Genomic DNA, 19,556 nt, shown 5'->3' with positions numbered 1-19,556 from the left:
GCTAGGGGAAGGCGAGTTCACCCGAAGCGGCCCGCCACGTAGTCCGCCGTCCGCTGGTCCTGCGGGGAGCCGAAGACGTCGTCGGTGGCGCCGGCCTCCACGATCCCGCCGGGGGTGCCCTGTTCGGCGAGGAAGAACGCGCACTGCTGGGAGACCCGGGCGGCCTGCTGCATGTTGTGCGTGACGATCACCACGGTGACCTGCCCGGCCAGTTCGTGGATCGTCTCCTCGACCCGGCGGGTGGAGGTCGGGTCGAGCGCCGAGCACGGCTCGTCCATGAGCAGCACCCGAGGACGTACGGCCAGGGCGCGGGCGATGCACAGCCGCTGCTGCTGGCCGCCGGACAGCGCGCCGCCGGGCTGGCGGAGCCGGTCGCGGACCTCCTTCCACAGCCCGGCCCGGGTCAGCGACTCCTCCACCAGCTCGTCCTTCTCGCGACGGTTCACCCGCGTCCCGGTCAGGCGCAGACCGGCCACCACGTTGTCGTAGATCGACATCGCGGGGAACGGGTTCGGCTTCTGGAAGACCATGCCGATACGGCGGCGGGCGTCCGTCAGCCGCCACGAGGCGTCGTAGATGTCCTCGCCCTCGAAGAGCACCTCGCCGCCGAAGGCCGCCGACGGGATCAGCTCGTGCATGCGGTTGAGGGTGCGCAGGAACGTCGACTTGCCGCAGCCGGACGGGCCGATGAGCGCGCTGACCTGGCCCGCGGGCATGGTCAACGACACCTGGCCGAGCACCTGGTGGGTACCGAACCAGGCGGAGACGGCGCGGGCTTCGAGGGTCGCGGGAGCGGCCGTCGGGTCGACGACGGGGAGGACGGCGGTGTCGGTCTCGGTCTCGGTGTCGGTCACGGTCATGTCTGGGTTCCCTCGCTTCACAGCAGGTTCGGCAGCAGTTCGGTGGTGCGCGTGGCGACCTGGAGACCCAGGACCGCGACGAGCGGGGCGAAGACGATCCACGTCTGGTGACGGCCCCAGCGGTGCCAGGCCCATACGGCCGCTACGGCGGCCAGCAGCAGCGCCTGCAACCACATCACCAGGGGCCACGGCACGCCGTCGGGACGGGCGAGGGGTTCCTCGGAGTCCGGCAGGGTGCCGGAGCGGATCACCGCGGCCGGGGTCTGGAAGGCGGTCGAGACCAGGTCGGCGTCCACGCGCAGGACGCCGGAGGGCATGAAATGCGGGCCGGTCGCGGTGACCAGGACCAGGCGGCCCTTGCCTGCGGCGAGGGCGACGGGCGACGGGTCGCCGGCCCGCCGGACGTCGGTGACCTGGTACCTCGCCGTGCCCTGACCGGTGGTCACGGTGAACGTGACCCCCTCGCGCAGCTCGGCCAGCCGCCCGAACGGGCCGCCGTAGGCCGCCGCACGGCCCATCAGCACGCTGGTGCCGGACTGTCCGGGCAGCGGGGTGTCACGGCGGTGGCCCGGGCCGTCGGTCAGGACGGTGGAGTCGGTGCCCTCCAGGACGACCTGGCTCAGACCCAGGGACGGGACGCGGATCAGGGCCACCGGGGTGCCGGGCGCGAGGAGCTTTCCCTGCTGGTCGGTCTGGGACACCGGGGCGGTGCCCAGGGCGAGTTGACCGCGCAGCTCGTCGAACGAGGCGTGCTGCGCGGAGTGTTCCTGGGCGCCGCTGAACACGAGCAGCTGCGCGGTGATCCCGAGCAGCAGGGCGGCGAGGCTCAACAGACCGCCGCGCGCGAGATGGCGGACGGCGGTGACGCTCCGCGCGCCGCGGACGCTCCGGACGAGGGCGTGCGGCACGGCCGGAGCGGGCCTGACGGGGGTGGCGACGGTCACGGCGGCCCGCCTCCTTTGCTGTCGTCGTCTGCTGTCGTCGTCGTAGGGGCCGCCGGGGAGACGGTGGAGTCTCCCCGGCCGCACGGTCAACTGGTCGTGGATCAGGTGGACTTGATGGTGAAGTTGGCGCCGGACTTGGTGTTCACCGTCGTCGAGCCCGCGTAGTAGGCGTGCAGGGTGTGCGTGCCCCGGCTCAGCCTCGGCAGGGTGATGGTCACCTTGCCGGCGCTCAGCGTGCCGGTCGCGATGATCCGGCTGCCCTCGTAGACACGGACGGTGCCGGTCGGCGTGGTGCCGGTCGCGGTGACCTTGACGGTGACCTTCGCGCGGGCCGTGTGACCGATCGAGGCGGGCGAGGTCTTGGAGACCGCCGCGTTCGCCTTGGTGACCTTCAGGGAGACGGTCGCCGAGGACGCGTTGAGCTTGGTGGCACCGGCGTAGGAGACGGTCAGGCTGTGCGTGGCGACCTTGAGGTGGTTCGACACGTTGACGGTGACCTTGCCGGAGCTGTTCAGCGTGCCGGTGCCGACGACCGTCGAGCCGTCCTTCACGGTGACCTTGCCGCTGGGGACGACACCGTGCGTGCCGGTGACGGTGACCGCGACCTTCGGGGTCGTGCCGTACGCGGTGGTGGTGGCGGCCGCCTTGGTGGTGCTCGCGTACTTGACGGCGCCGGTCCAAGTGGCCGCGGTGCCGGTGCCGTTGATGTTGTTGGCGGTGACGGTGGCGGTGTAGGTGCCGGTGGCGAGACCGGTGAAGGAGTACGACGTGGTGGAGGTCGCGACGTCCTTGCTGGCGACGACGGCGCCGTCCGCGTCGAAGAGCGTGATCCGGTAGTCGGTGACCGGCATGGCCGGGACGGTGCCGTTCGGGGTCCAGCTGAGCTTGAGGCTCGCGTCGCCGAGCGTGGACTTCAGGGCGGGCGCGTTCGGCGTGTGGATGTCGAAGGTGTCGCCCTCCTCCAGGCCGCCGAGCTTGGCGTGCTTGGTGAGGGAGATGGAGCCGTTGTAGGACTCGTTGACGAAGCCGAACTTGGCGATGACCGACTCGGCGGCGTCCGACGCCAGCTGCGCGGTGTGGCTGCCGCTGGTGACGAAGACGTCGTACAGGTCCTTGTCGTAGAAGATGCTGCTCGGGTCGATCGCCCGGCTCGGGACGACGTTGTAGACGTCACGGCCGAAGGTGGCGTTCTCGTAGTAGGCGTTGACCGGGGTCAGCTTGCCGTTCACCGTGGTGATCGGGCTGGTGGCGCCGTCGTCGTTGGGCAGCTGCACGGAGGCCAGGTGAGCGCCGGCCGCCGCCGCCGTCTTGCTGTAGTCGGGGGCGATGCCGTTGTTCTGGGCGATCCAGGAACCGACGGAGAACGGGACGAGCGCGCCGTCCTCGGTGAGGACCGAGTTGGCCTGGTTCTCCTGGACGATGGTGACGCTCGCGGCGACGTCGCCGGTGGCCACGCCGATCGCGTTCAGGAAGAACTTGCGGGTGCCGGAGCTCAGTTGCGGGATCTTCGGGTGCACGGTCTGGCCGTTCACCACGGTCAGCGCACCGGTGTAGATGTCGTGCAGCTGCTTCACGGTCAGGGTGTCCAGGGCCGAGCCCTTGACCGCGACGCCGACCGCGTCACGCGCCATCGGGATGTAGGTGAGAGCGGTGCCGGAGCTGGACGGACCGCCGGAGGAGCGGGCGAAGTCGACCTGGCCCTTGACCGAGGCACCGGAGGAGTCCAGGTCGCCGGTCAGCGACTGGCTCAGGGCGGTGCGGCCGGCGCCGGAGCCGTTCGGGCGCAGGAAGGTCGTGCCGCCGGTACGGGTGGTGATCTTCGTGCCGGTGGCGCCGGTGCCCGGCTCGATCGCGTCGTAGGACGCGATGCCCGCGCCGTTCGCCGACTTCACGCCGGTCGCGGAGTAGCTGGTGCCGTTGACGGTGTCACCGGCCAGGGCGTTGGTGACGTCCTGGGTGGTGTCGGAGCCGACGCCGACGAGCTGGCGGAAGGTCCCGGCGGGAGTGGGGTCGGCGGACGCCGGGCTCGCCAGAGCCAGCGTGCCGGACACCACGGCGGCGGCGACCATGGCCGCCGAGAGGCGCATTCTGCGCATTGCGGTTCTCCAGAAGGTGTGCGAGGTGACGTCGGGTGAAGCAGGTTGGAACTGGTGGATCTGAGAGGGTGGTGCGAGCCGTCCGCCCCGACTGCCTTTCGGGGCGGACGGCGGTTCATGGGGGAGTACTTGTGTCTCCGGGGACTGCGGTTTTTTTAGGGGCGCGGGGAACTGCGCGACCAGCCACGACGGGCCCGCAGCCGACGAACTACCGTCTGTACTGAGGCAATTGACAACCGCCCGCCGCCGGCGAAGGGCGCGCCCACCCCGGCCACAGCGCCGAGCGCCGCCCCAACAGGCACGGCATAGCGCAGCGGACTCGCGGGGTCGGCAGGCGTCGTCCCCGCCGCCGTGGTCGCGACGGCCTGGCCTCCGTCGTACGACGGCGACGCCGACGCCGACCCGCCCGGCGAGGCGCTCGCGTCGGCGCCACCGGCACCCGTACCGCCCCCGCCCGCAGCCCCACCGCTGTCCCCGGCGGAGCCAGGCGCCCCGCCACCCGAGGTGTCGGTGCCACCTCCGTCCGCGGAGCCACCCGTGGACTTCGGAGCGGTGTAGGCGATGAGCGCGTCGGCCGCCTTGCCGGCCTGGGCACGCAGCTTCACGGTGAGCGGGGCGTAGCCGTACGGCAGCTTGCCCGGATCGGCCCCCTGGGTCTGGCCCGCGCTGGAGGCGTACCGCAGCAGCGCCGCGTAGTCCTGGCGGGCGGCCTTGCTCACCTTGCCGGGCCGCACCGCCGCGTACACCAGCTCGGTCAGCGGATACGCGCCCTTCGCCGTGGCGTTCGCCGGGGTGACCTCGGGGACGCCGGAGCCGGTGGCGGTCGCTGCCGCCGCGGTCAGGGCGCCCGCGGTCGGGGCCACGTATTTGCCCGCGCTGTTCTTCAGCAGGGCGGTCTGGAGGCCGTAGCGGGCGGCGGAGGCCGCGTCCGTGATCGTGATGACGAAGCGCGAACCGACGATCTGCGGGCCGGAGTTCTTGTACGCCGGTGGGGTGGCCAGCGGGTCCCAGCTGGACTTCCACAGGGTGTCCGCGCGGCGCGCGTGTAGGGCGCCGGCGTGCATGTCCTCCACATAGGGGTGGAAGTCGATCATGCACTGCTTGTTCGTCGCGGGTGCGCCCGAGCCCGGCGGGATCGTGCACCACGGGTCGCTCTTCGGGTAGTCGTCGGTGTTCGACGGATCGAAGGCGGTGCCGATCGGGTTCAGGTCCGCGTTGGTGCTGTAGTACGGGTTGACCCGCATCCCGTCGTCGTCGGGGACACCGGCGAGGAACCGCCGGGCGTCCGGGTCGGCGAAGATCCACTGCCAGATCGCACGGGCGCTGTCGGAGTGGCCGAGCGAGGTCAGCAGGTCGGTGTCGGTGGCCGGGGTCTCGGCGACCGACAGGTAGGCGAACTCCGGGTTCAGCGCGATGAACTCCGGGTCCGTGGCGAGCCCGGACGGGTTCTTCCGCGCCCAGCCGTACCCCTTGACCGCCGTACCGCTGATGACCGAACCCCAGGTGGAGCTGCGGTAGGACTCGGTGAGCAGCTTGGCGACCAGGCGGGCGTTCAGCTTGATGGACTCGATCTTGGTGCCGTCGAGTCTCTCCTCGGACGGTGGTGCCGTGGACGAGGATCTGCGTTCGATCGTGAACCCGATGACGGCTCCGGAGAGGGCGACCGGCGCGTACGTCGTCGTGTCCGACGGCGCTGCCGAGCCCGTGTCGGCCCCGAGTCTTCGGGTGGTGAACGCGAGACCCGTCGAACCGTCCGCGATCAGCCGGGAGCGGGTGTCGGGTTCGCCGAACTCGGTGTAGCTGTACACCTTGCCGACCGAGCAGAGCTTCGCCTGCCAGCTGGTCATCGCGTCCGCCACCAACTCGCTGCCGGTGGTGGGGCGTTCGTCGGCGCCCAGGGCGCAGTTGGTGCCCACGCTGTTGAAGTCCAGCTTGATCGCGACGCGGTTCCGCCAGTTGGTGGAGGAGACCGGGGAGCCGGCGTTGACCTGGCTCTGGTCCGCGTACGGCTTGCCGTCCAGGTCCAGATGGCCCTGCGGGACGATCACCAGCCAGCAGGAACGGGGCCTGGTCACGCCGTTGGTGGTGACGGGCACGCCGCAGCCGAGGTGGGGCGCCTCGTTGGCCGTCTGGACCTCGAAGAACTCCTTGCCGGTGCCGTCGGCGCCGGTGCGCGCGAAGTCGACCTCGTTGGTGGTGTTGCGGCTGAAGAACTTGTTGTTCTGGGTGCCGGTGGTGATCGTCGTGCCGTCCACCGACTTGAAGGGGACCTCACCGGGGGCGTTCGGGTTGGCGGCGCCGTAGCGGTTGTCCTGGCCGTAGTTGGTGGGGTCGGCGCTGTAGAAGATCTGCCGGGTGTCGTCCTGGCCGTTGCCAGGCCAGCTGCTCCGGTCGGTGGTCGGGGAGGCGCCGTACTGGCACTGGGTGCGGGACGGGCCGGGGTTGGCGGGGACCGTGCCGTCGTCGTCGCCCCAGCACTGCATGATCTGTACGTAGTCGGTGTTGAAGAGGGTGCCCGCGAACATGGTGGGGGTGCCGCCCGTCCAACTCACCGTCACCGCCTGGCTGGTGAGGTGGGTCGTCTGGTCGACGGTGAACTTCATGTCCTTGAACTCGCCCCGGCCCGAGACGGTGACGCTCCCGGTGGCCGGCGCGGCTGTGGCGGGCGGGGCGGACTGTCCTACGGCGAGACCGACGAGGGCGCCGATGGCCGCGCCGGCGATGAGGCGGACCAGTAGCCTCGGCTTCGCCATCGCCTTCCGATTTCCCACCCGCACCGCCCGCGCGGCTTTCGTCGTCGGGTGCGGGTGGCCCCCGCGGGGCTCGTTCGCCGTCGGCGGGTGCGGGTGGTCCTGAGGTGTGCTCGTCATCGTGAACTCCCCTCGTCCTTGCGGTCGTTGGTGCGCGCCGTGATCAGGCGGGAGGCGATCGACGGGAGCAGCAGGAGGCCCAGGATCAGGACGGCCGTCAGCAGCATCAGGGTCTGGGTGGTGGTCCAGCCGTGCTGTGTGGAGACCGCGACCGGCTGGGCGAGGGCGATCGTGCCGTCCGCCGCCGCGGCTGCCGCCGTGCCGGTGCCGGTGCTTGTGCCGCCCGTGCCGGTTCCGCCGGAGGTCAGGGCCTGGCCGGTGTCGGGGTCGACGGAGGGTTGTGCGGAGCCTCCGGTGCCGCCGGTCGTGGTGGTGCCTGTGCCGCCCGTCGTGGTGCCGCCCGTGGTGCCGCCGGAGGTGGTGGTGCCGCCCGAACTTCCGCTGCCGTTCGACGACTTGGCTCCGCCGCTGCCCGTCGTGCAGGCCGTCGCGCCCTGCTTGTCGCAGGCCGAGGGGTAAGGGGCGGTCTCCGCCAGCTTGTTGCGGCCGTCGGTGGTGAAGGTCGGGTTGTTGCAGTTCTTGATGTTGATGTTCTGTGCCCGCACGCCCGGGATGCGTTTGATCTGGTCGAAGCCCGCCTTCACCAGGTTGATCGGGAGGGGCGAGTAGCCGAGTGAGGGCGCCTGTTGCTGGCCCTGGCACATGAAGTAGTAGGAGAAGGCGCCCAGCGTCTTGCCCTTCTCCTTCGTGAACGTGCCCTGCACCTTCAGCGGCAGGATCATGTACGAGTAGCTGGAGAGCGGGTAGTTGCGCCTGTCGGTGTCGTTGTAGACGCCGTTGAGCTGCTGGGTGAGGTAGTCGGCTGAGCTCTTGTTCGTGTTGATCTTCGCCTTGAGGAGCGAGACCGCTACGTTCTTCGGGGTCGGTTCGGTGTAGTAGCCCGCGTGGTTGAGGACCTTGGCGACCGGATAGTGCGCGTTGAGGGCGTAGGAGTAGTTGACGTAACCGATCGCGCCCTCGCCGTAGTTCTGGGCGATGTAGCCGGCCACGCCGAGGTCGCCGGACTGGGCGATCATGCCGGAGACGGTGGGGTAGTAGGAGGTCTGGCCGCAGGCGCCGGAGCGGCCGACCTTCGCGCAGTACGCGTTCCAGAGGGACTTGTGCTGGGCCGCCATCCACATCGTGAACTGGGCGGTGGAGCCGGAGCCGTCGGAGCGGACTACGGGGACGATGGTGCGGTGGGGGAGCGCGAGGCCTGGGTTGTCGGCCTTGATCACCGGGTCGTCCCAGGTCTTGACGGCCCCCGTGAAGATCTTGGTGACCACGGCGCCGGAGAGGCGGAGGTTCGTGACCCGCTTGCCGTTGACGGTCAGGTGGTACATGAACACGGTGCCGCCGGCCACGATCGGCATGTAGGCGTACGAGCCCGAGCCGGGGCGTTCCGCCGCGCTGCCGTCGGTGGGGTGGGTCTGGAACGGGATGTCCGACACCGCGAAGTCGACTGTGCCGCTGAGGAATTGGCGGCGGCCGTCGGAGGAACCGGTACCGGCGTAACTGATCCGCATGCCGTACTGGTTGACCGCGCGGCGCCATTCGTCCACGGCGTTCTCCGCCCAGGTGGAGCCGGCGCCGGCGATGGGGGTGTAGCTGTCGGCGGCGGCCGGCCCTGCGAGTGGCCCTGCCAGTAGAGCGGTGAGGGTGGTGAAGATCGCGGCGAGGACTCCCAGTGCCCGTGCGGGTCGGGGGAGGGTGGGATGGCTGGGCATCAGGTGGTCGTCTCTCCGGGCGCGGGCGGGTGGGTGGCGGCGTTTTCGTTCCCACCCGCACCACCCGTGACAGTTGCGTCGTCGGCTGCGGGTGGCCCCTGTGGGGCGGATCCGCCGTCGGCGGCCGCGGGTCGTTCGTCGTTTCCGCGCGGGCCCTCCGTGTCGGCTTCGCCGCCACTGCGTGCGGTGTGGGTGGCGGGTGCGTCGGCGGGTGCGGGTGGTGCTGGAGGGGTGGGGTCGCCGGTGGCGGCTGCGGGGGGTGCCTGTGGGGTGGGATCGCCGTCTGCGGCTGTGGGTGGTTCAGGTGTGGGGGTGGGGCTGGTTGTCGTTGATTCGGACGGCTTGTGGGGGTGGGGGTCGAACAACGACAGTCCTGGGACCCGGAGTTCGTCGAAGCGGGTCGCGTCCCGGCGGGAGGCTCGGGCTGTGCGGCGGGCCTGGCTGCGGGTTTGTTGGCCTGGGCCTCGGCCGCCGATTACTCGGGCGATTATGAACAGGACCAGGACCAGGGCCATCAGGACCGCCGCCGCTCCGAACCCTCGGGCGATCATCGCCGGTTCGGGGGAGCGTACGAAGCTGAAGACCGCGAGCGGCAGGGAGATCATCGGGCCGTGCAGCGGGTCGTAGTTCGTGGCGGCTGTGAAGCCCGCGGTGAGAAGGACCGGGGATGTCTCGCCGATGCCGCGTGCCGTGCCGAGGATGACCGCCGTTGCCAGGCCTGAGCGCGCCGTCGGCAGGACCACGTGCCAGACCGTTCGCCAGCGTGGTGCGCCGAGTGCCTCCGCCGCCTCGGTGAGCGTGCCGGGGACCAGGCGTAGGACCACGTCCGCCGCTCTGATCACGATCGGCAGCATCATCACGCTGATGGCGAAGCCCGCCGCAAGTCCCGACTTCTCCATGCCCAGTTGGAGGACCCAGACCGCGTAGACCATCAGGCCGGCCACGATGGACGGCAGTGCGGTCATCGCCTCGACGATGGTGCGGACGAAACGGGAGAACCGGCCGGGGATCTGGTTGAGGTACACCGCGCAGGCCAGTCCCAGCGGGACGGTGATCAGCAGCGCGATGGTGATCATCAGCAGCGTGCCGACCATCGCGTGGGCTATGCCGCCTACGCCGAGCGGGTCCAGCGGGCCCGCCGCCTGCATGTCCTGGTGGAAGAAGTTGAGGTACGTCAGCGCCTCGCGGCCCCGCCAGAGGGTGAAGCCGACGACCAGGGTGAGGGCGGAGAACAGCAGGCCCGCCGCTGTCCACAGCACCACCGTCATCACCCGGTCGCGTACCGCCTGGCCGTTCTCCTCCAGGCCGGTGAGTACGCCGTAGACGACGAGCGAGACCGCGTACCAGGTGACCGCGAAGCCCAACGTCCCTGAGAAGGGGGCCAGTTCGCCGAACAGGAGCACGCTCACGCACAGGCCGGACACCGCGGCGCCGGACAGTGCCAGTACCCCGGAGCGGGTGGGGCCGCCTATTCGGCGTGGTACGTCCGGGAGTTGGGTGGCAGGGGTCTCCAACTCCGGTGCCAGCACCGCTTCTTCTACGACCGTCATCTCATGCCTCGCTCTGCGCGCCGGACCGCGAGCGGGCCGCGATCGTGGAGGCGGTGAAGTTGACCGCCAGGGTGAGGAGGAACAGCGCCAGGCCCGCGGCCATCAGGGCCGACATGCCGAAGGAGGACGCGTCGCCGTAGTGCAGGGCGATGAGGGAGGAGACCGAGTTGGAGCCGGTCTGGAGGATGTGCGGCTGGATCACGAAGACCGGCGAGATGATCATGTAGACGGCGATCGTCTCGCCCATCGCCCGGCCGAGCCCCAGCATCGTGCCGCCGATCATGCCGCCCTTGCCGTAGGGCAGGACGACCGCGCGGATCATGCCCCAGCGGGTCGCGCCGAGCGCGTAGGCGCCCTCGCGTTCGCCGGCCGGTGCCTGGGCGAAGACCTCGCGCATCACCGAGCACTGGATGGGCGCCACCATCAGCGCGACGACGATCCCGGCGACGAACGCGGACGCGGTGTAGACGCTCGCGGAGGCGAGCGGGTCGCCCGGGTGGGTGCCGTCGACCTTGAACAGGGGGATCCAGCCGAACCAGTCGGACAGCCAGCGCGACAGGCCGATCACGTGCGCCTGGAGGAAGAAGAGGCCCCAGAGGCCGTAGACGACGGAGGGGACCGCTGCCATCAGGTCGACCAGGCTCACCAGGGTGCGGCGCAGGCCGCGCGGGGCCACGTCGGAGATGAAGAGGGCTGTTCCGACCGCCAGCGGTACGGAGATCGTGACCGCCACGGCCGCGATCAGCAGGGTGCCGGTGAGGACCGCCGCGATGCCGAACTTGTGGACGTCCGGCTGCCATTGGGCCGTCGTGAGGAATGACGGGCCGGTGGCGCGCAGTGCCTGCGTGGCGCGTAGGAGGAGGAACAGTCCTACGGCGGCCATGATGCCGAGGACGACGATCCCGGTGGCCGTCAACTGGTAACGGAAGATGCGGTCGCCGAGCCCGCGGGCGGCCTGTGGCCGTCTGGGCGGCGGATCGAGCACGGGTCTGTGGGGCTCCGTTCTGCCGGAGCCCTTCTGCGCGGACAGCACGTGTCCCCCACCTAGGAAACGAAACGAAACGAACGAGGCGCTTCGCGACTTCCCGGTGGATGCCGCGCGAAGTGAGTCAATGGCCGGATTCTTTCGGCGCAGAGCTTCGTATGTGGAGGATTGGTGAACGGGTCATGTCACTTTGGTGGGGCTGCCGTGGAGGGGGCGCCAACGAGAGCACTCCTGGGGCCATGACCGACGTCCACGAAGTGCGCTGCCGTGCGCGGTGCGTCCGGCACCGGTATGTCGCGAACGCCTGCGCTATGGCGGCGGGCGCGCTCGGCTCGGCCGAACGGGCCGTAGAAATGGGGGAGTTGGAGGGGGGAGTGTTCGTCTCCGCGCGACTCCTGGAGCGCGCCGACCGCAACCCGTACGGCTTCGGCGCGTCTATCGTCCTCGGTGGCGGGCAGCCCGCGGTGGCCCCGGGGTCGGGGTGGTCGGCTGCCCGCCGGATTGCGTCAGGCCTGCTTGGGGCCCGCCTGCTGGACCACCTCGAAGGTCCACAGTGTCGCGTCCGTCGCGGCGGGCTTGGGGCGCTCGGCCGGTGCGGCGCCCTCCTGGGGTGCGCCCCGGTGGGCGGCCTGGCCCATGCCGGACATCCAGTTCTGGAAGTCCTCCTCGGCGCGCCAGCGGGTGTAGACGAGGTAGGTGTCGGTGCCCTCGACGGGCCGGAGCAGCTCGAACCACTCGAAGCCGTCCGAGCCGTCCACCGTCCCGGCGCGGTTCGCGAACCGCTTCTCCAGCGTCTCGCGCTGCTCTTCGGGGACGGTGAGTACGTTGATCTTGACGATGCTCATGGGCCCATTGTCCCAGCGCCGTCACCCGACCCGGTGAACTGGCGTGTCCTCCGGGGCGGTTGTGTGCCGAACGGCGTCACCGGCCGCCCTCTTTCGGGTGATCCGTGGACGGCATAACGGGCGTAACGTTTCCTCACTTCGGCCGCTGAGCTGCGTTTTTGCTGGTGGGGAGGGCATTTTGGCTTGCGTGTTCGAGCCGTGTCACGTTCCCGGCCCGATCTTGATCCGATCTACAGTCGTGCTCGCTCGTCCAAGATCACTTACGAACGAGGCGTGTGTGACCCACCGACTGCCCAGCGCAGCCCCCCTCTTGACGCCGTCGCGGACGGCCGTGCTTGAGGGCATCGCCGGTTTCGTCCCCCCGGACGCGGTGGCGAACGACGCCCTGCCCGCCGCGTGGGGTGTCGACGACGCCTGGGTGCGCAGACGCACCGGCATCGGCGAACGGCGGCGCGCGGCACCGGGGGTGACCACCGGCGACCTCGCGCTGGAGGCGGCCGGCCGGGCACTCTCGGTCGCCGACCGGTCGCCGGCGGACGGTGGCCGATCACCGTCGGTCGCCGGCCGGCCACTGGTCGACGCCGTCATCGTCGCCACCTCCACCCCCGACCGGCCGATGCCGGCCATGGCCCCCCGACTGGCCACCCGACTCGGCCTCGGCGGAACCGCCGCCTGGGACGTGTCCGCCGCGTGCAGCGGATTCGTCTACGGCCTCGCCGCCGCCGTCGGCGCCCTGACCTCGGGGTGTGCCGACCGGGTCCTGCTGGTCGCGGCCGAGGTGTACTCGACGCTCCTCGATCCGCTGGACCGTTCCGCCGGAATCCTGTTCGGTGACGGCGCCGGGGCGGCCGTACTGCGGCGCGGCGCACCGGACGAGCCGGGCGCGGTGCTGGCCCTCGACCTCGGCAGCGACGGCTCGGGGGAAGGCCTCATCCAGGTGCCCGGTGGCGGCGCTCTGGAACGGTCCCGGCCGGGTGAATTCGGGCCGGACGACCGCTACTTCCGCATGCGGGGACACGATGTGTTCCAGCATGCGGTGACCCGTATGACGCAGTCCGCCCACACCGTGCTCAAGCGCGCGGACTGGGCGGCCGAGGACATCGACCGGTTCTGCGCCCACCAGGCCAACGCCCGGATCCTGTCCGCAGTCGGCGCCCGCATCCCCGTGCCCGACGACCGGCATGTCACCAACATCGCCCGGGTCGGCAACACCGGCGCCGCCTCCATCCCGCTGGCCCTCGCCGATGCCGCCGGGCGCGGTGAACTCCACGCCGGGCAAAGGGTGTTGCTCACCGCCTTCGGTGCCGGGCTCACCTGGGGCTCGGCGGCCCTGGTCTGGCCCGAGCTGCCGGCCCTGCCCGGGATCGACGGTGCCGACCCGGCCGTGCCGATGCCGGTCGCCTGAGACCTCGCCCGTCCGCGGGCGGCCCGCTGTCGCCCGTCCGCCGATGCCTGCTGTCCGCGTACCGCGAAATGGGCCAAGTGCCCTGATCGCGCTGCTCCGTTCACCCGCCGAAAGGAACGCCATGTCCCCCGTGCAGACCGCCGTGACCGCCGTACTCACCCAGAAGTTCGAGGTCAGCCCCGAGTACATCCGCCCGGAGGCCACCCTGGAGAGCCTCGATCTCGACTCGCTCGCGCTGGCCGAACTCGCCCTGGCGCTCCAGGAGGAGCTGGGGGTTCCGGTCGCGGAGGAGGAGGCCGCCCGGCACAGCACCGTGGGTGAGCTGGTCGCCACGCTGAACGCCAAGCGGGCATGATGAAAGCACCCTGCGCACCCGTCTCCGTCACCGGCCTGGGGCTCATCACCCCGGCCGGGGTCGGCCGCGCGGCCACCTGGGAGGGGGTCCTGAGCGGCCGTTCCACGGCGGCCACCGATCCCGAACTCAAGGGCTGCGCCGTCGACTTGTCCTGCCGCATCCCCCTCATGACCCCGGAACAGGCCCGGATCGGCGGCGGCAAGGCCTGGCGCATGGGCCGCTTCAGCCAACTGGCCGTGCTCGCCGCGCGGGAGGCGGTCGCCGACGCCGGGCTCGACCCCGCCGGGTGGGACGGCGCCCGGGTCGCCGTGGTGATCGGCTCCGGTCTTGCCGGGGCCGCCCATCTGGAGGACCAGACCCTCCGCCATCACCAGGGCGGCCCTGAGCTGGTGTCGCCCGCCCTCGTGCCCATGCTGATCTCCAACATGGCCGCCGGAGAAGTCCTGTTGGACCTCCGGGCTCATGGTCCCTCCCTGGCGACCGAGACCGCCTGCGCCTCCGGGGCCACCGCCCTGGCAACGGCACGCGCGCTGCTGCTCGCCGGGCTGTGCGACATCGCGGTGGCGGGCGGCGCGGAGGCGGCCGTCACCCCGGTGATCACCTCCGGCTTCCAGCGGATGGGCGCGCTGTCGTCCCGGGTCGGCGAACCCGGCGCCGCCTCACGGCCGTTCGCGGCGGACCGGGACGGGTTCGTGATCGCCGAGGGCGCCGCCGTCCTCGTCCTGGAACGGGAGGCGGACGCCCGCGCCCGGGGGCAGCGGCGCTACGCCCGGTTCGCGGGTGTCGGCCAGACATCTGACGCGTTCCATCCAACTGCCCCCGCACCGGGGGGAGTTCATGCAGAGGCCGCGCTGCGGGCCGCGCTCGCGGAGGCCGGGCTCGGGCCCGGAGACGTCGACCACGTCAACGCGCACGGCACCTCGACCCCGCTCAACGACCTGACCGAGGCCGAGTTGATCGAGCGGGTGCTGCCGCACCGGCCAAGTGTCACCGCCGCCAAGGGAGTTCTGGGACATGGTCTCGGCGCGTCCGGCGCGGTCGAGGCCGCGCTCACCGCCCTCACCGTGCACCGCTCCACCGTGCCGCCGATCGCCAACCTCACCCCGGACAACCTCCCCTACGACCTGGACTGCGTGACCGGCCTCCCCCGCCGCCAGCGCGTCCGGGCCGCCGTCAGCAACTCCTTCGGGTTCGGCGGGCACAACGTCGTGCTGCTCTTCACCGCCGAGCACTGACGTCCGAGGGCTGAGCACCGAGGGACTGAACGCAGGAAGGATCAATGACCGTTCACAGCACGATCGTTCACGCCACCGTCCACATCCCCGAGGGGCGGCAGAGCGTGGCCGCGGTGGAGGACCGCTTCCGGGCGGGCAGCCCCGCCGTGCCGCTGGCGCGCGGGGTGCTCCAGCGCATGTACGGGCTGGCCGAGCGCACCGTGGCCGACGACCTGGAGCAGCCCTCCGACCTGGCCGCGCACGCGGCCCGGCGCCTCTTCGACGACACCGGCACCGACCCGGCCGACATCGACCTGCTCCTCTACGCCGGCATCCTCGCCGACATGGAGGAGCCGGCCACCGCCCATGTCGTCGCCGACAAACTCGGCCTGGGCTGCCCGGTGTTCGACCTGAAGAACGCCTGCAACGGAGTCCTCAACGCCCTGGAGGTCGCCGACGCGTTCATCCGGGGCGGCCGGTACCGCCGGGTGCTGGTGACCACCGCCGAGGTCAGCACCCGGGAGAGCCGTTGGCAGGTGGACGACCCGGCCGACCTGCCGACCGCGCTGCCCAGCCTCAGCACCGGCGACATGGGCTCGGCGCTGCTGGTCGAGGCGGGCGAGCGGCCCGGCATCCTCGGCTCCCGGTTCTTCGCCAACTCCTGGGGCTGGCGGGCGGCCACCCTGCCCAACCCGTACGCCCAGCACCGCAGGCTCGGCCATCTCCGCATCGACTCCGCCCAGTTGGTGGGGTCGTTCGACGGGTTGCCCGACAAAGTACGGGGCGCGATGCGGGAGTTGGGCGTCGAGGGCGACGACCTCGACCTCGTCTGTGTGCACCAGCCGTCGGTGCCGTTCACCAAGGTCGTGTGCGAGTGGGTGGGTGTCGACCCGGGCCGCGTCCTGGCCACTTTCCCCACCCACGGCAACGTGGCGACCAACACCATCCCCCTCCAGCTGGCCGCCGCCCTCGACGCCGGACGGCTTCAACGCGGCGACCTGGTCGGCATGTTCGGCTTCGCGAGCGGGGCCAGCGCGGGAGTGGTCGTCGCCCGCTGGTGAACCACGCCGACGCCTTGTTCCTCGGCTCCATGTCTCCGTGTCTCCGTCGGAAGGTGAATCGGAAGGTGAAAGCACCATGACCACGACCCGCGTCCCCCGCATCCCTCCCCTCCCGCCCGCCGAATGGCCCCCGGTCCTGCGGTCGTTGCTCGCCGACTCGCACCGGGACGGTCCCGGCCGGGAGAACCTGTTCGGCACCCTCGCCCACCACCCCGTCCTGGCCCACGCCTGGCTCTCCCTCGCGCGCGTCCTCACCCACGAGGGCACCCTCGGCCACCGCCGACGCGAGCTGATCGTCCTGCGCGTCGCCCACCGGCTCGACGCGGCCTACGTCCACCGGCGGCACCGCACCCCGGCCGCGGACGCCGGACTGACGGCCGCGGAGATCGACGCGACGGCCGCCGACCTGGACGCGTATGCCTGGGCGGGCGAGGACCGGGCCCTGCTGGAGGCGGCCGACCTGCTCGCCGTCAACTCACCTGTTCCCGACGGACTTTGGGGCCGTCTTGCCCGAGTCCTCAGTCCCGGGCAACTCGTCGAGCTGCTGGTCCTGGCGGGCCAGACCGCCGCCATGTGCGCCACGCTCAACACCCTCCGCACCCCCTCCGACCAGCAGCCCACTCTCACCGTCCTCCTGGACCGCGAACGCTGTTGCAGCGCGGGGCAGTGCGTCGGCGCGGCGCCCGAGGTGTTCGAGCAGGACGAGGAGGAGGGGCGGGTCGCGCTGCTCGTCCCGGACCCGGACGCGCGGTTCGCGGACGAGGTGCGGTTCGCCGCCGACCTGTGCCCCAGTGGCGCCATCACCCTGGTCGACGACGAGGAGCCGGCTCTCCCATGACGACCGTCGCCTCCATCAACCTCCCCGCCCCCTACGGCAGTTGCCCCTTCTCCCCGCCGCCCGCCTACACCGCCGCCGCCCGCGAGGCCCCTGTCTCCAGGGCCGTGCTGCCGGACGGCACGGCGTGCTGGCTGGTCACCGGCTACGACGAGGTCCGGGCCGTACTGGCGGACGCCCGCTTCAGCGCCGACGCGTGCACACCGGGCTTCCCCTTCCTCTCCGCCGGGCAGCGTGAACTGGCCACCGCCAAGCCGAGTTTCATCCGCATGGACGACCCCGAGCACGCCCGGCTGCGCCGGATGGTCAGCAAGGACTTCCTGGTCAAGCGGATCGAGCAACTGCGCCCGGACATCCAGGACATCGTCGACCGGGCCGTGGACCGTATGACCGAGGGCCGCGGCTCGGCCGACCTGGTCGCGGACTTCGCGCTGCCGATCCCCTCGCTGGTCATCTGCCTGATGCTCGGGGTGCCGTACGAGGACCACGAGTTGTTCCAGTCGCTCAGCCGGACGCTGCTCGACAACCGCACCACCCGGCCGGAGGCGGAGCGGGCGCACGCCGAACTCATGGGCTATCTGGCGGAGTTGGCGGCTCGGAAGCGGAGTCGACCCGCCGACGACATCCTCAGTCGGCTCGCCGCCCGCGAGGACCTGACCGACCAGGAGACGGCGTCACTCGGCTTCCTCCTGCTGGTCACCGGGCATGAGTCCACGGCCAATATGACGGCCGTCAGTGTGCTCGCGTTGCTCCGACGCCCGGAGCAGCTGGGCCTGTTGCGGGCGGACCCGGGTCTGGTCCGAGGTGCCGTGGAGGAGCTGCTGCGCCATCTCACGATCATCCATCTGGGCCTGGGGCGCGCGGCGACCGAGACCGTGCGGGTAGGCGGGGTGACGGTCCCGGCCGGGGACGGCGTGATCTGCATGCTGTCCACGGCCAACCGGGAGCGTCAACTCTTCGGCCGGGCCGATGACTTGGATGTGACGCGGGACGCGCGCCGCCATGTCGCCTTCGGGTACGGCATCCACCAGTGCCTGGGACAGACCCTGGCCCGTGTGGAATTGCAGACCGTCCTCACGACCTTGTTCCGCCGTCTGCCCGGCCTGCGGCTCGCCGTTCCCGCCGACCGACTCGCCTACAACCAGGACAACATCGTGTACGGGCTGCGCGCGCTCCCGGTCACCTGGGCCGCCTAGAACACCCGCCCCAGGTCCTGCCGCACGATCGTCCGCATGCTGTGTTCGGCGAGCGCGGCGATCGTCATGGACGGGTTGCAGGCGCCGGTGGAGCCGGGGATGCGGGCGCCGTCCAGGACGTAGAGGCCCTGGTGGCCGAGGACACGGCCGGTGAGGTCGACGGCGTCGCCGAAGGGGACGCCTCCCAACGAGTGCCAGGTGGACGGCGCTTGGGCGTTGGTGTCGATCATGAAGCCGCCGCCCGCCGTGGCGATGTCCTGCATCTTGGCCGCGATCAGGGCCTGGAGTTCGGCGTCGGCGTCGGTCGGCCAGGTGAGGACGGCGTCGTCGGTGTCGGCGTCGTAGGCCCAGGTGCCCGCGCCGTCGACGATGCCGAAGCCGACGACGGTGAGGGCCGTCACGCCCGGCTGCTGGACGGGTGATCCGGCGTGCACGACGGTGAGCGGGATGCCGCTGTTCGGGTCGCGTCCGCCGACGCAGGCGGGGCCGCCCTGCTGGGTGCCCGCGTCACCGGACGGGTTGATCCAGGCCCAGATGCGGTCGCCGTTGTTGCCCCAGCCGGTGCCTATCGCGTCCGGCAGGTCCGGAATCAGGCCCTTGGCGCGGGACTTGACCAGGAGGCGGGTGGTGCCGGGCGAACCGGCGTTGAGGAACACGGCGTCCGCGGTGATCCGGATCTTCTCCTGGACCGCGCCCCCGGTGTCGATGCGGTCGACGGACAGCACCCACTTCTTGTTGGCGTCCAGCGCGAGGTCGCGGACGACGTGCAGCGGCGCCACCTGGACAAGGCCGGTGGACTCCGCCTGGGCGAGATAGGTGACGTCGATGGAGTGCTTGCCGCCGTTGTCGACTCCGAACGCGATGTCGCTGGTGGTGTACGTCGGGTCGTACAGCCCCGCCAACTCGCCCCGGACATAGGCCCAGTCGATGGGCAGCGGCACCTTGAAGGGGGTCAGGCCGGCTCTCGGTGCGATGTCCTGGAAGAGGCGGGAGGACTTGTAGGGGTCGGAGGCGAGGACGTCGTAGGGGACGGTGGAGATGCCCAGCATCCGCGAAACCGTGGGGTAGGCCCACAGGTTGAGGTCGTCGTAGAGGGCGGCGGCCTGTGGGATGGAGGTGGCGAAGTCCGCCTTCGTCGGCTGGAGGGTCATGCCGTGGTACATGATCGAGCCGCCGCCGACGGCCGCTCCGCACATGGCGGTCATGCCGTTTCCCACGACGGCTTCGAGCACGCCTGTGTACGGCGTCCAGGTCTTGTCGACGCCGCCGACGATGGCGTGGTCGGTGAGCCAGGCGGAGCGGTTGTCCATGTTCGCGAAGCGGCAGAACGTGGTCGAGTCCGGGCCCGTCTGCCAGCGCCGTCCGCGCTCCAGGACCAGGGTGGAGACCCCGGCCTGGGCCAGCCGTAACGCGGTGACACCGCCGCCGAAACCGGTGCCGACGACGACGGCCCGTTCGCGAAGTTCCGTGACGGCGGCGGGGGTTGAGGCCGCGGCGGCCCTGGTCTGTCCGGCGCCTGCCAGGGCGACCGCGCCGAGTGCGGTCGCGCCGAGCAGGCCGCGGCGGCTGAGGGTGGGGGTGGGGTGGGGGGAGGTGTGCTCGGGCATGGGGGGACTCCGGCAAGCCGTAGGGGA

15 protein-coding genes are annotated in these 19,556 nt (G+C 71.2%); 6 read left to right on the top strand and 9 right to left on the bottom strand.

The features are described from left to right. Positions 1-17 precede the first annotated feature (17 nt). The 8 genes from ACWIHT_RS32815 to ACWIHT_RS32780 form a co-directional block, all read right to left on the bottom strand. Entirely contained in the window at positions 18-860 is an 843-nt protein-coding gene (locus ACWIHT_RS32815) for a phosphate ABC transporter ATP-binding protein (RefSeq protein WP_456171925.1), read from the bottom strand. Positions 861-877: 17 nt separating this feature from the next. Next, positions 878-1,804 carry a sortase gene (locus ACWIHT_RS32810; protein WP_456171924.1) on the bottom strand — a complete coding sequence of 309 codons (927 nt, stop codon included), beginning with the start codon at positions 1,802-1,804 and terminating at the stop codon, positions 878-880. A gap of 101 nt (positions 1,805-1,905) precedes the next feature. Then, complete coding sequence (locus tag ACWIHT_RS32805; RefSeq protein ID WP_456171922.1) at positions 1,906-3,900, bottom strand: Ig-like domain repeat protein; 1,995 nt, start codon at positions 3,898-3,900, stop codon at positions 1,906-1,908. Positions 3,901-4,055: 155 nt separating this feature from the next. Continuing rightward, a complete protein-coding gene (locus ACWIHT_RS32800) occupies positions 4,056-6,770 on the bottom strand; it encodes a hypothetical protein (protein ID WP_456171921.1) in 2,715 nt (904 codons plus the stop codon). Beyond that, positions 6,767-8,476, bottom strand: a complete 1,710-nt coding sequence (locus tag ACWIHT_RS32795; protein ID WP_456171919.1) for a substrate-binding domain-containing protein — start codon at positions 8,474-8,476, stop codon at positions 6,767-6,769. The genes ACWIHT_RS32800 and ACWIHT_RS32795 overlap by 4 nt, the downstream gene beginning before the upstream one ends. Next, complete coding sequence (gene pstA, locus ACWIHT_RS32790) at positions 8,476-10,026, bottom strand: phosphate ABC transporter permease PstA (protein WP_456171918.1); 1,551 nt, start codon at positions 10,024-10,026, stop codon at positions 8,476-8,478. The genes ACWIHT_RS32795 and pstA overlap by 1 nt, the downstream gene beginning before the upstream one ends. Before the next feature lies 1 nt (position 10,027). Next, on the bottom strand, positions 10,028-11,011 hold the full coding sequence (gene pstC / locus ACWIHT_RS32785) for a phosphate ABC transporter permease subunit PstC (RefSeq protein ID WP_456171917.1): 984 nt from the start codon (positions 11,009-11,011) through the stop codon (positions 10,028-10,030). Between the two features lie 506 nt (positions 11,012-11,517). Further along, positions 11,518-11,856 carry an antibiotic biosynthesis monooxygenase family protein gene (locus tag ACWIHT_RS32780; RefSeq protein ID WP_456171916.1) on the bottom strand — a complete coding sequence of 113 codons (339 nt, stop codon included), beginning with the start codon at positions 11,854-11,856 and terminating at the stop codon, positions 11,518-11,520. A gap of 277 nt (positions 11,857-12,133) precedes the next feature. On the opposite strand from ACWIHT_RS32780, the gene ACWIHT_RS32775 reads away from it, so the two are divergent. The 6 genes from ACWIHT_RS32775 to ACWIHT_RS32750 all read left to right on the top strand — a co-directional run bounded on the left by ACWIHT_RS32775 (position 12,134) and on the right by ACWIHT_RS32750 (position 17,922). Beyond that, entirely contained in the window at positions 12,134-13,261 is a 1,128-nt protein-coding gene (locus ACWIHT_RS32775; RefSeq protein ID WP_456171915.1) for a beta-ketoacyl-ACP synthase III, read from the top strand. A gap of 121 nt (positions 13,262-13,382) precedes the next feature. After that, positions 13,383-13,616, top strand: a complete 234-nt coding sequence (locus ACWIHT_RS32770) for a phosphopantetheine-binding protein (protein WP_456171914.1) — start codon at positions 13,383-13,385, stop codon at positions 13,614-13,616. Next, a complete protein-coding gene (locus ACWIHT_RS32765) occupies positions 13,616-14,851 on the top strand; it encodes a beta-ketoacyl-[acyl-carrier-protein] synthase family protein (protein ID WP_456172072.1) in 1,236 nt (411 codons plus the stop codon). Before ACWIHT_RS32770 ends, ACWIHT_RS32765 begins: the two co-directional genes overlap by 1 nt. Before the next feature lie 44 nt (positions 14,852-14,895). Next, positions 14,896-15,891, top strand: coding sequence for a 3-oxoacyl-ACP synthase III family protein (locus ACWIHT_RS32760; protein ID WP_456171913.1), 996 nt, complete (start codon positions 14,896-14,898; stop codon positions 15,889-15,891). Positions 15,892-15,967: 76 nt separating this feature from the next. After that, positions 15,968-16,729, top strand: coding sequence for a ferredoxin (locus ACWIHT_RS32755; protein ID WP_456171912.1), 762 nt, complete (start codon positions 15,968-15,970; stop codon positions 16,727-16,729). Beyond that, positions 16,726-17,922 carry a cytochrome P450 gene (locus tag ACWIHT_RS32750; RefSeq protein WP_456171911.1) on the top strand — a complete coding sequence of 399 codons (1,197 nt, stop codon included), beginning with the start codon at positions 16,726-16,728 and terminating at the stop codon, positions 17,920-17,922. The genes ACWIHT_RS32755 and ACWIHT_RS32750 overlap by 4 nt, the downstream gene beginning before the upstream one ends. Here ACWIHT_RS32750 and ACWIHT_RS32745 read toward each other — a convergent pair. Next, on the bottom strand, positions 17,919-19,529 hold the full coding sequence (locus ACWIHT_RS32745) for a GMC oxidoreductase (RefSeq protein WP_456171910.1): 1,611 nt from the start codon (positions 19,527-19,529) through the stop codon (positions 17,919-17,921). The genes ACWIHT_RS32750 and ACWIHT_RS32745 overlap by 4 nt on opposite strands. Positions 19,530-19,556: the final 27 nt, after the last annotated feature.

This window comes from Streptomyces sp. NPDC002276 (assembly GCF_053891435.1).
This window is presented reverse-complemented; position numbering and strand designations above follow the sequence as displayed.